This is a genomic window from Streptococcus sp. k-378, from assembly GCF_013277505.1.
Taxonomy (GTDB): Bacteria; Bacillota; Bacilli; order Lactobacillales; family Streptococcaceae; genus Streptococcus; species Streptococcus pseudopneumoniae.
The window spans coordinates 1-11,798 of record NZ_VMNC01000085.1 but is presented as its reverse complement, the minus strand read 5'-3'; the positions used below and the strand labels follow the sequence as shown (position 1 = coordinate 11,798).

General features: G+C 38.6%; 10 protein-coding genes and 2 pseudogenes. 1 reads left to right on the top strand and 11 read right to left on the bottom strand.

Features of this window, described 5'->3' with window-relative positions; translation table 11 throughout:
* Positions 1-350 precede the first annotated feature (350 nt).
* The 4 genes and pseudogenes from HT719_RS08615 to HT719_RS08605 all read right to left on the bottom strand — a co-directional run bounded on the left by HT719_RS08615 (position 351) and on the right by HT719_RS08605 (position 3,308).
* Positions 351-1,535, bottom strand: a complete 1,185-nt coding sequence (locus tag HT719_RS08615; protein ID WP_172928904.1) for a hypothetical protein — start codon at positions 1,533-1,535, stop codon at positions 351-353.
* Positions 1,532-2,125: an ABC transporter ATP-binding protein gene (locus tag HT719_RS08610; protein WP_172928902.1), complete on the bottom strand. Its 594-nt coding sequence runs from the start codon at positions 2,123-2,125 to the stop codon at positions 1,532-1,534. The genes HT719_RS08615 and HT719_RS08610 overlap by 4 nt, the downstream gene beginning before the upstream one ends.
* A 32-nt stretch (positions 2,126-2,157) precedes the next feature.
* Entirely contained in the window at positions 2,158-2,376 is a 219-nt protein-coding gene (locus HT719_RS11685; protein WP_033605204.1) for a hypothetical protein, read from the bottom strand.
* 145 nt (positions 2,377-2,521) lie between these two features.
* Positions 2,522-3,308 (bottom strand): annotated as a pseudogene (locus HT719_RS08605) (IS5 family transposase).
* A gap of 37 nt (positions 3,309-3,345) precedes the next feature.
* Here HT719_RS08605 and HT719_RS08600 point away from each other — a divergent pair.
* A pseudogene (locus HT719_RS08600) lies at positions 3,346-3,555 on the top strand (FAD:protein FMN transferase); the annotation flags it as partial.
* A gap of 99 nt (positions 3,556-3,654) precedes the next feature.
* On the opposite strand, the gene HT719_RS08595 reads toward HT719_RS08600, so the two are convergent.
* The 7 genes from HT719_RS08595 to HT719_RS08565 form a co-directional block, all read right to left on the bottom strand.
* On the bottom strand, positions 3,655-3,912 hold the full coding sequence (locus HT719_RS08595; RefSeq protein ID WP_000371287.1) for a DUF896 family protein: 258 nt from the start codon (positions 3,910-3,912) through the stop codon (positions 3,655-3,657).
* A gap of 41 nt (positions 3,913-3,953) precedes the next feature.
* The gene (gene glyS / locus HT719_RS08590) at positions 3,954-5,990 is read right to left on the bottom strand and encodes a glycine--tRNA ligase subunit beta (protein ID WP_172928901.1); all 2,037 of its coding nucleotides are present in this window, start codon (positions 5,988-5,990) and stop codon (positions 3,954-3,956) included.
* Between the two features lie 211 nt (positions 5,991-6,201).
* The gene (gene glyQ, locus HT719_RS08585; RefSeq protein ID WP_000038736.1) at positions 6,202-7,119 is read right to left on the bottom strand and encodes a glycine--tRNA ligase subunit alpha; all 918 of its coding nucleotides are present in this window, start codon (positions 7,117-7,119) and stop codon (positions 6,202-6,204) included.
* Positions 7,120-7,137: 18 nt separating this feature from the next.
* Positions 7,138-7,899: an elongation factor Tu gene (locus tag HT719_RS08580; protein WP_100104279.1), complete on the bottom strand. Its 762-nt coding sequence runs from the start codon at positions 7,897-7,899 to the stop codon at positions 7,138-7,140.
* A 272-nt stretch (positions 7,900-8,171) separates the two neighbouring features.
* Entirely contained in the window at positions 8,172-9,014 is an 843-nt protein-coding gene (locus HT719_RS08575) for an aldo/keto reductase (protein ID WP_172928899.1), read from the bottom strand.
* Between the two features lie 113 nt (positions 9,015-9,127).
* On the bottom strand, positions 9,128-10,519 hold the full coding sequence (pgdA, locus tag HT719_RS08570) for a peptidoglycan-N-acetylglucosamine deacetylase PgdA (RefSeq protein WP_054393103.1): 1,392 nt from the start codon (positions 10,517-10,519) through the stop codon (positions 9,128-9,130).
* Between the two features lie 234 nt (positions 10,520-10,753).
* Positions 10,754-11,353 (bottom strand): DUF6088 family protein, encoded by a 600-nt coding sequence (locus HT719_RS08565; protein ID WP_172928897.1) that lies wholly within the window; start codon positions 11,351-11,353, stop codon positions 10,754-10,756.
* Positions 11,354-11,798 lie beyond the last annotated feature (445 nt).

Below are 11,798 nucleotides of genomic sequence, written 5' to 3'. Positions count from 1 at the left end.
TTGAACTTGAAATTTGGCGTTTGTGATTGAACAACAAGTATAACACAGAGGTGTTTTCTTATGCCTAGAAGAGCTTTCATTTGACAAGAGGAACCCTTGAAGCAGTTTTGTCAGCTAAACCAAGGCTAATCTTAGCCTTGGCTTGTCAGCCTAACAGCATCAAGCCTCTTATCAAATGAAATCGAGGGCTAGCTATAAGCTAGTTGAAACATCTAATTTTTAGGAGGGCTGGGTGGCTAACTTCATTATAGAACTTTCATTGTATTTTGGCTTGGTTTCCACATCAAAAAGAGAGAACCAAGTTGATTCCCTCTCTATATTAGTTTTTACTTATTTTCCGTATAGAAATGCTAGAATCTATTAAAAACTTCCCTTTTACGTGAATTTCCCCATCTTTCGATAAATAAAATCCCCACTAACAAAAGGATAATCAAGCAAGGAAGTAAGACCATCCCCATGCTCCAATTTAGATTGACATTATCAATCTGCTCAGGTAATCTTCCAGATAAAATCTCCACTGAACGCAAGTAAGTAAAGGGAATCAGATGTGCAATCCTTTGAAGAGGCTGAATTGTTTGGATGCCAAACAATAAGCCAACAATCCCAATGAGTGAAAGAAAAAGGACAGGCATTTTTTGCTTGAAAAAGTAAGCAATCAAATACACGACTTCCACAATGACGATAAAGGCTAAGAAAGCTAAGAACAAGCCAGGAAATAACACATCTTGTATCTTTCCAATAGTTACCTCTTGATTCGCTAAGCTATAAATTGGGTAGGGATAATCTAACTGTCCAAAACCACTTATCAGACTTCCCGCTAGAAAAGAAAATCCACAGATTCCGATAAACAGCACAGTTACATAGCCCACTCCAACTCCAAGAGAGGATAAAGCAAATGCCACTTTTGAAAAAGGATATAACTGAGCTGTGTCCAGATGATTTTGATATCTTTCTGCAAATAGTTGCGTTAGCATAAAAATAATAGCAACCACAAACAAGCTTGGGATGATAGCCTCTAAAATCCAGACAATCTGGTCAATCCCGTGGGTCGGAAACTCCAAAGTATGTGCTTTTATGTTCAAGGGATACAGGGCTTGGTAAATCTTTCGTTGGCGGTCAACCGCCATTTTAAAGTCAGAGCTAGCAGTCGGTTCATTTGACATAACTTCATAATTCTTCTCTTCATCTTGCCACTGCAAATAATAGGCTTCTTTCCATCGTCCTTCTTTTAGTAAAGTCAAAATTTCTTTCTTTTGCGTTAAAAAATTTTTTTGCAAGTCTAAATTACTTTTAACACTCTGGTATTCCTCCGAGCTGGTGTCAGACATTTGGGAAAGCTTCACTTCATTTTCATTGATGATTCTCTCATATTTTACAACACTGGTTTCCAACTCGCTCTCCAAGCTGTGTGAGTTTGCCGTCTGACTATTTAAATAAAAGGTAACACCGAGTACAGATGCAAATAAAAGTAAGATAAACCAGTTTAAACGACTTTTGAAAACTTTCTTTAATAAAAATAGGCTAATATCTTTCATAACGGAACCTCTTCTATCTGCCCCTGATGAATGGTTATTACTCTATCGCAGACATCAACCAACTCTTCCTTATAGTGGGAACTTAAAAGAACCAGCTGTTCTTGTCTATCGATTTGTGCTAGCCTATCAAAAAACTTCTGTCGATAATACTCATCTAAGCCATTTGTAATCTCATCCATAAACCAGCATTTGGCCTGACTGAGGAAATACATGGCAATCACCAAGCGTTGCTTCATCCCTAAGGAATACTTGCGAATGGGAAGGCTGACATAGTCCGACATTTCCCAATAGGCAATTTCATCCCTCAAGTTCAGACCTGACTTCCAGATGTTTTTGATAAGGCGAAGATAGTCCATCCCACTTAAGTTTCCATCCAGCCATTCAATACTCTCATAATAAAATAAAGAAGGAGGAGCTGCGATATGTCCACTACTTATGGGAATTAAGTTGCTAATGGTGCGGAACAGGGTCGTCTTTCCAGAGCCATTGATAGCAAGAACGCCATAAATACTGCCCTTTTCAAAGGTGAAATCTACATCTTGTAAGATGACTTGTCGCGTTTTTAAGGTCACATGAGTAAGCTGTAACATATCCAGTCCTCCTTTTTCTCACTCTTTAAGGATCAATAGCCTCCTTTGTAATGGTTTACTACCTCATAACGATCGTAGTTCCAGCCTCCGCCAACTTTATACTCAGAATAGCTATAATAAGAAGACCATTCCGGAATGACAATATATCCATATCTGTGGTAATTCATACTATACCTATAGTAGGTATTCCAATCATAGCGATAACTTTTAAGAACGGTCTTAGCAGATACACTGGACTGAAGAAGACCAATAGATTATAAACTAACTAATTAAACGATTTTTGCTAATTTTTAATGATTTTATATCATCAATATCGAAGACGCTTTCATTATATCGTTTTTATCATTATTATGCAACAGATTTTTAGTTTATTTTACTACTAGACTTCCTGCAAAACTAGAATCCTAGTTCATGATTGATAATACCAGCAATCAAATTAATTCGTAATCCGAAGCGTTTACGATGATTTCGATAGGTTGTTGAAAACATTTTAAACGTTTTTACTTTGGCAAAGATGTTCTCTACCTTGCTTCTCTCCTTAGATAGCGCATGGTTACAGGCTTTCTCTTCAGCTGTTAGTGGCTTGAGTTTGCTGGATTTACGTGGAGTTTGTGCTTGAGGATATATCTTCATGAGCCCTTGATAACCACTGTCAGCCAAGATTTTACCAGCTTGTCCGATATTTCTGCGACTCATTTTGAACAACTTCATATCATGACAATAGAAACAATTCTCCCTTGACTTGTGACAATCGCCTGAGACTTCATAGCGTGAAATTTCTTTTTACCAGAATAATTCGCTAATTCTTTTTTTAGGGCGATTGATTTTTACTTCCGTCGCATCAATCATTACCGTGTCCTCAGAACTGAGAGGAGTTCTTGAAATCGCAACACCACCTTTGAACAAGAGTTACTTCAACCCATTGGCTCCGACGGATTAAGTTGCTTTCGTGAATACCAAAATCAGCCGCAATTTGTTCATAAGTGCGGTATTCTCGCACATATTGAAGAGTGGCCATAAGAAGGTCTTCTAGGCTTAATTTAGGTTTTCGTCCACCTTTTGCGTGTTTAAGTTGATAAGCTGTTTTTAATACAGCTAACATCTCTTCAAAAGTGGTACGCTGAACACCAACAAGACGCTTAAATCGTGCATCAGTTAGTTGTTTACTTGCTTCATAATTCATAGAACTATTCTACCATATATTGTTTCGCAGGAAGTCTAATCAAACAGGATATCCTGTTGAAACGGAACTAGCGAGTCTAACAATCATCTCTGATAAATCAGTCGATGGCGAAATCTGAACGACTCGACTCTTTGGAGAAAGACATGCTTCTATCCTCTGGCAAGTCGAAAGTTTTGAGGGCATCGAAGCCATCCTCATCGATAAAGAAGGTCACCTAAGCTGTTCTTCAGGAATTCCTACTCTATAGAGACAACTGTTTCAATGGAGTTTTAAAATTGTATTATGTAAAAAGAGAAAGGAAATCTCATGTTATAGTCATTTAGTTTTAAAAAAGAAAGAATACATATTATGAATTTGGGTCATCAAGACTACGGCCATGTAATCCTTTTTCACGTTGTACTTGGCGTAGTTTTTCTGGTGTAACATCGTTTCCTTCTTCGTCCACAATTTTGATTCCTTCAATGTGGTGACGAACAGCGCGACGATAACCTTCGATGTACTCCTCACGTAGTTTGGCTTGTTCCACTTTTTCTTCTGGTGTTAAGCCTTCTGTTTTTTTCTTTTTAGCAAGCTCATTGATACGAGCAATTTTTTTCGGATCCATTTCTTCTCCTCTGTAATAAGATAAAGTCCGTTTATCAAATTTTATTTAGTGTTAATTTGGTTAAAACAAGCAAACTTAGCTGCTTTCTTGGTTAGTTGTGACAAGATTGCCAAACGATTTTGACGGACAGCCTGATCTTCAGCCATTACCATAGTATTTTCAAAGAAAGCATCAATGACTGGGCTAAGCGCAAAGAGTTGTTTCAATTGCTGACTTGCAGGTCCTGATAAAACGAGTGTTTCTACTGCTTCTGCCAAAGCTTTTTCTTGGTCATTCTCAAATAGTGCTGAATCAACCGTAGCAACCCCTTCTGCCTTCTCAGCCAGGTTAAAGGCACGAGAAAGTGATTCAACAGATGGTTTAAAATCTTCTTCCTTGCTTACTTCTACGAGAGCACTTGCTGCTTCCAACATATCTGCCACAACAAAGTTTGAACCTGCAAGAACTGCTTCCTTGATGTCTTTTGGAGTAGAACCCATCATCTTATCAACACGAGCCTTGATAAAGTCCATAACTTCTGCTTTATTTTCATAAGTCAAGCTGTCAAATGTTAGAGCATAAAGGCTATCAATCAGCTCGTCCATAGCAATATGCCAACCAAAGGCATCCAAGATACGAACTACACCTTGCGTTGCACGACGAAGGGCATAAGGGTCATTAGAACCTGATGGGATCAAACCTACTGAGAAGAAACTTAAAATCGTATCTAATTTGTCTGCAATAGCAAGTACTGCACCGACCTTGCTCACTGGAAGATCGCCGTCAGCAGATGTAGGCATGTAGTGTTCCCGAATAGCAGCTGCCACTGCTGGAGTTTCACCAGCAAGAAGGGCATATTTCTCCCCCATAATTCCTTGGAGCTCGTCAAATTCACCCACCATACCTGTCAACAAGTCAAACTTGTAAATGGCTGCTGCACGAGCTAGGTCAACTGTTTCATCCGCTGATAAACCTGCTTTTTCTGCCAAAAGTACAGCGATTTGACCCGTACGAATCATGTGTTCACGAAGGGAACCAATCTTCTCGTGGAAAGTGACATTGTTTAATTTTTCAACAAGGTCAGAAATCACCAATTTTTGGTCTTCACGCCAGAAGAATTCTCCGTCTTCCAAGCGGGCTACCAAGACTTTTTCATTTCCTTTGATGACATTTTCCAAATGTTCTGCGTTTCCGTTACGAACAGAAATGAAGTTTGGCAAGACTTTACCATCTTGATCACGGACAACAAAGTAACGTTGGTGTTCCTTCATTGAAGTCACCAAAACTTCTTCTGGAACTTCAAGATATTTAGCATCAAAACTTCCCATAAAGGCAGTTGGGTATTCAACCAAGTTCAAGACTTCATTCAGCAAATCAGCATCAATCTCGATACCTACACCATGCTCAGCTTCGATTGCCTTGATTTGGTCAACAATCATTTGCTCACGTTCACGTGGATCTGCAATTACAAACTGACGACGAAGGTCTTCTTCATAGCTCAAGGCTGACTGAATCTTGGTTTCTTTCCCCAAGAAACGATGACCACGGCTCACACGACCTCCCTTGATATCAAGGAAATCCAAATCAAACTCTTCTTCATCTAAAAGAACAGTCAAAGTGTGAACAGGGCGGATGTATTCAAAGGTGTTGTTAGCCCAGTGCATGCTGACAGGGAAAGTCAAGGACTTCAAGACATCCACAACACCTGGAACAATGGCTTCAACTGCTTGACCAATTTCTTCCTTGGTAACATAGACATATTCTTCACCCTTGATTTCACGGAATTTGATATCTTCAACAGTCAATCCTTTTCCACGAACAAATCCTTGAGCTGCTTTGGTGAAATTTCCATCACTATCCAAGGCAATTTTCTTTGCTGGCCCCTTAAAATCTTCTGTCAAATCAGACTGTTTGTCTGCAAGACCAGTTACACGAACAGCCAAACGACGTGGTGTTGAGAAGGTTTGAATGGCTTCAAAAGACAAGCGGTTTTCCTTGAGGAAGGCTGCTATTTTTTCTCCTAGTTGTTTTTCACTTGGTGTGACAACGTAGGCTGGTAATTCTTCAAGACCGAGTTCTACTAATAAGTTTTTTGTCATGTTTTTTCTCCGAAAAGTATCTTTTTATTTTCCAGTTTGCCTTATGTGATTGGCACGCAAGCAACCAACTTCGTTGTTTCATTGCTAAAATTGGAGCCAAAAGTCTCCAATTTTGCCTAGTATCCTTAGCTTCACTAAGGATACCTTCATCACTGCGGCAACTGGCTCAGGGCTCACTCTGTTCGCCCATTTTCGTAATTTGTCACTCTCTTTATTCTGCGTCTTCTGCTAGGAGTTTAGCTCTTGTTTCTTCATCCAAAAGTGGGTAGCCTAGGCGTTTGCGTTCTGCGACAAAGGTTTTGGCTACAACTCGGGCTAAGTTACGGATACGAGCGATATAGCCTGCACGCTCTGTTACAGATACAGCACCACGCGCATCAAGCAGGTTAAAGGTGTGTGAACATTTGAGAACATAGTCATAGGCAGGGTGCACCAATCCTTCTTCCAAGGCACGACCAGCTTCTTTTTCAAACTTATCAAAGTTTTCCAGCAACATTTCTTGATCAGAAATTTCAAATGAATATTTTGAATGCTCGTACTCAGGTTGGATAAAGATTTCTCCATATTTTACACCATCAGCCCATTCAATATCATAGACAGAATCTACTTCTTGGATGTAAGAAGCCAAACGCTCCAAACCATAGGTAACTTCCGCAGTCACAGGTCCAGTTGCCAATCCACCGACTTGTTGGAAATAAGTGAACTGAGTAATTTCCATCCCATCAAGCCAAACTTCCCAACCAAGACCAGCTGAACCAGTTGAAGGATTTTCCCAGTTGTCTTCAACGAAACGAATATCATGCTCCAACGGATTGATTCCCAATTTTTCCAAAGACTCAAGGTACAGTTCTTGAATATTTGATGGAGATGGCTTCATGACCACTTGGAATTGGTGGTGTTGGTAGAGACGGTTAGGATTTTCCCCGTAACGACCGTCAGCAGGACGACGTGATGGTTCTACATAAGCCGCATTCCATGGCTCAGGTCCGATAGCTCGAAGGAAAGTGTAAGGACTCATCGTTCCCGCACCTTTTTCATTGTCATAAGCCTGCATAAGCATACAACCTTGGTCATTCCAAAATTGTTGTAAAGTAAGGATGATTTCCTGGAAAGTCAATTTTTTAGACATTGTTTACTCCTTTAGTTTTTATATTTCTTTTTCAATTAATTTCTGCTGAACAAACCAATTTAACAAGGGAAGAGTTTTATCTGTATTTGCCCATAGATAATAAGAATCTAAGACCGTTTGTACACTACCTAAATTTTCTACCAACTTATCTACTGTCAAAAAGCTGCGCCAGTATTCATAAAAAATACTTGCATATTTCTTATCATAAGTCGAAGAACCAAAATCATTCAGTGAATGCCAACCATACTTCTTCTGAAAAAGTTCTACGAGAGATTGATTACAAATTTTTTCCGCTTGAAATTCCTCTTCTGTCAAGAAATACTTGCGACTAATATATTCAACCATCCCCTCTTCGAACCAGATATAAGAGTCGTAACCATCAAAATCATCTAAAAAATGCTCCGACCAATGAGCTAGCTCATGTCCTACAATCTGTAAGAGGAAATTTTCAGATAAAGAATGATAGTGACTTTCTATTGCTTGAGTTTGCTGAGAACACTTGTAGTCCATCAACTGATACAAATATAACTCTTTCCAAACAGCTAAATCAGGCGTCATAACCATTCGTCTATTATTTGTATAGGCTGGAACAGCGCTTTCCCTAATAATCTGTGTAGCAGCATTAAAATCTGACCAAATAACGGCTTGCGGTAAATCACAGACTGCAAGTTCATTCTTTAAAAAAGATTGATAATCTTTCAACTTTTCAGTATTTCTTACTACAAAATCACGAAATGTAGCTAGTTGACTATCGTCTTTTACAAGATAAAGGTTTTCCACGTCTCTCCTTTCTTTCACACAATAGACTGAATAAGCAAAAGAACCGCGTCCAACAATCCTAGGTTGATTTAACCTAGGGGCGTCAGAAACGCGGTTCCACCCTAATTTATTACTTCATTGTTTTTGAAAATACTACAGAAAGCGCCAGCACTTTATTTTGCCCTACTTGGCTCCCACTATCCCAAGCTCGCTTGAAGAACGCCATAAGACTTTCTTTCCTGCTGACTATTATATCAAAAATTAGAATAATGTACAATTCTTTTTATGATTTTCTAGAAATCCACATCATCAACTCGTGGAGCACCCGATTGAACAGCAATCGTTTTTAAGGTTTCTCTCTCCTCATGACTCAGTTCAATTCCAAAGCAATCAAGATTAGCTTGAATACGAGAGGTTGTGACAGATTTTGGAAGTGGTAGAAATCCTTCTGCCAAGCTCCAGGCCAAGGCTATCTGAGCAACAGACTTTCCTTGATTTGCTGCGATTTCTTGGACTTGCTTGCTATCAAACAGTTCTCCTTGTCCAAAAGGCCCCCAAGCTTCCAATAAAATTCCCTTTTCACGACAGTAAGCTACGACTTGATCTTGATACACACCTGGCGCCAAGCGAACTTGATTGACCGCAGGAACGATAGTTGCAGTTTCAAGCAAGGCATCCAAATGATGGGGAAGAAAATTGCTAACGCCGATAGCACGGATCTTGCCTTCTTGATAGAGGTCTTCCATCGCTCTCCAGACCTCAGCATTTCGGATTTTCCATGCGTCATTTTCTCTAAGCGGTTTTGGATTTGGCCAATGAATCAAATACAGATCCAAATAATCCAAGCCCAACTTCGCTAAAGACTCTGCAAAAGCCTGACGAGCTTGCTCATAGGTTTGTTGGCTATTCCACAGCTTGGTAGTTACGAACAATTCATCTCGTGAAACTCCACTATCTCGAATGGCACGACCAACGCTTTCTTCATTTTTATAAATCGCCGCCGTATCAATATGACGATAACCAGCCTTTAAGGCCTCTAACACCGCACAATAGGCTTCTTCCCCATCCTTAGCCTTAAAAGTTCCAAATCCTAGAACTGGAATTTTTACTCCATTATTTAATTGATAGGTATTCATATGCTTCTCCTTCTATTTTCTTTATCATTTATAGCATAATTTTTTTGCTAATTAGTACTATCTTCTGTAAAAAATAAGTCTATCACATATCTGACAGACCTATTTTTTCTTGCTTATTCATCACGGCTATAATACAGTTCATGAGGTTTTAGGCGAGTATTGAGCATCTCTGGTATGGTCACAAAGGTATAACCCTGATTTTTCAAATACTCAATGACCCTTGGCAAGGCATTGACTGTCGGACTGTGAATATCATGCATCAGAACGATAGAGCCGTTAGCTACTTGATGCTGAATTTCTGTCAAAATAGATGCTTCATTTTTACTCTTCCAGTCCAGACTATCCACATCCCACATGATAAAGCTCAAATCGAGGCTATTGCGAATGTCGTCTGTAATGGCTCCATAAGGCGGACGCATGAGTTTTGAACTAGAACCCAGCGCCTTAGTTAGCGCATCCTCAGTATCAGTAATTTGTTTTTTAGCTTCATCAAGAGAGAGTTGCGAGAGAATCGGATGGCTCCAACTATGGTTTCCAACAACATGACCTTCAGATTTTATCCTTTTCACCAAGTCCTCATTCCCAGAAACATTTTTCCCAAGCACAAAGAAAGTGGCTTTAACACCATATTTAGCTAGAGTCTCTAATACCTGCGGAGTCGTTGCTGGATTTGGACCATCATCAAAGGTTAGAGCGACAACTTTTTGATGTTTCTTATCAAAATAAGACTGGTACAAGGCCGCATCTTTTTCGAGTAAGTACGAAGATTGGATAACATCAAAGAAAGTAGATACTGGTAAGGCTATCTCTTCTAAATTTTCAACCGCAGGACTCGGATAAAGGATAATCTGACTATCCTTATAATCAAAATTCCATGCAGATAAGTCTTGGTCAGAGAAGCTTTTTACAATCTGCTCACTCTGGTTTTGCTCTATTTTTTTATCCTCTATAAAGGAGGTCAATTCTTTTATCAGCTGTTCCTTAGCCTTACTAGCATCTGAAAACAGTTGGTCAAGTGTAAAAGGTTGCCCATCTTCTGTTAAGTGAACCTTTCCTAGACTGGTCTTTTCAGTCTCTTCAACCTTAAAATCAACTAAATCATAGATTTGTTTGGTCGCATTACGATTGACGACTCCCTTTAAACCTGACTCTCCTTGCTCTGTATAGTAGAAAACAAGATTGTCCTTACTTTCTAGCTTGTCCTTAATGTCTTTATTTATCAGCTCCCTAACAGAGGAAATCACTTGCTCACCTTGGAGAGGATAATAGGCAATCACTTCGGCTTGACCCTTACGAAAATGCTCCTTCTGATTTCCCTCACTTAATTGATCGTCTTTCTCTTTTTTGAGCGATTCAATCTTTTGCTCAAAACTTTTTTGCTGATACATTTTAAAAGCAATAAATCCGCCTAATAGGCAAATAGAAATTGCTAAAATACCAATCAAAGCCAATAATATATGTCTCTTTTTCCCGTGTCTGCCACGTCCCAGTCTACTTTTATTCATATTTATATCATAACAAATTTAAGCAATAATTTCAATGATACAGTTTGGCAATCCACAATTCCTCTAGCAAGCCAAAGCATCTCACATCAACTAGATCAGCCCTATCTGTAGGAACCATCTAGTTTTCTATCTATGGAATTTCTAGTAGATTGAAGCTAGAATAGACACCGTCACTTCTAAAAACATTCTGAGAAATTGATTTATTTTTCCCAGTCGATTTATCCTCAAACATCCCTATACCTCTGATATTTTCTTGATAATACTATATACCCAGACACTTGTAGTTTTACCTTCAGCTAGTAATGTTGACTTTTCTTCTTCAGATAATTTTTTCCGTAAGTAGTCAATCTGCTGAGAAGTAATGTTCTCTTTCCCTATTGCCTTGACAGATTGTATCACCATTGCAGTTAAGGTTGACATATTTGAAATATCTCCATTATTTCTATGCTTAAATTCTATTCTTGCCTTACCAACATTAAAACTGGCATATCTTCCATCTGATATATAGATCCATTTTGCTGGTACCTGCGTAGATAAACCAAGTAAATTAAGGGCTGTGTTCCCCGATGGAGCAATGGTCCAATTATATTTTCTAGCAATAGCATCAGCAACTTCATCCACAGAGGCCATTGCATACTCTCCAATCAGTTCTATATATTTTGGTTTATAATAAATACCTTTCAAAATGCGAGTAACCTTTTTGTCTTTTACAAGACGATTTAATGTACTACGAACAGTTTCATATCCTGCAATATCAAAGAAATCATTTGCTATAAAAATTTGATTCGATTCAAAATTTTCTATCCTGTTTACTATTTCCTGCTTATAGTTCATCTATCGCACCTCCTTTGCACCGAATATGATGCTACTTTTGGTGCAAAAAGTCAAATGAGAGTCATTTTATCAAGAGGGAACAGACCTCTTACAATTTCTTATGTAACATCTCTATCCATTTTTATCCCATTTCTTATTTCAGTAATCGCTTGATTATAAAAATCATGATAGTCAGCTGTATTTATTTCTTTTATATTGTAAAATGAAATAAGAATAGGACGAATAGATCAGGACAGTCAAATCGATTTCTAACAATGTTTTAGAATTAGAGGTGTACTATTCTAGTTTCAATCTACTATAAATAGGTTTCATTCGAACTTTAATAGACTATGAAAACCAGTGGAACTTACCCTGACACGGAATTCCACTGGTTTTTTCGATTTTTATCAGATTAACTTCTACTATTCTTAGCTGTGAAAATTAGTTTAGGACTTTAACTTATTTT

Bases quoted from the DNA above. Each gene is read 5' to 3' on its own strand.
- HT719_RS08575 (WP_172928899.1), bottom strand. From the start codon at position 9,014: ATGAATACCTATCAATTAAATAATGGAGTAAAAATTCCAGTTCTAGGA.
- HT719_RS08565 (WP_172928897.1), bottom strand. From the start codon at position 11,353: ATGAACTATAAGCAGGAAATAGTAAACAGGATAGAAAATTTTGAATCG.
- glyS (WP_172928901.1), bottom strand. From the start codon at position 5,990: ATGACAAAAAACTTATTAGTAGAACTCGGTCTTGAAGAATTACCAGCC.
- pgdA (WP_054393103.1), bottom strand. From the start codon at position 10,519: ATGAATAAAAGTAGACTGGGACGTGGCAGACACGGGAAAAAGAGACAT.
- HT719_RS08610 (WP_172928902.1), bottom strand. From the start codon at position 2,125: ATGTTACAGCTTACTCATGTGACCTTAAAAACGCGACAAGTCATCTTA.
- glyQ (WP_000038736.1), bottom strand. From the start codon at position 7,119: ATGTCTAAAAAATTGACTTTCCAGGAAATCATCCTTACTTTACAACAA.
- HT719_RS08595 (WP_000371287.1), bottom strand. From the start codon at position 3,912: ATGGATCCGAAAAAAATTGCTCGTATCAATGAGCTTGCTAAAAAGAAA.
- HT719_RS08615 (WP_172928904.1), bottom strand. From the start codon at position 1,535: ATGAAAGATATTAGCCTATTTTTATTAAAGAAAGTTTTCAAAAGTCGT.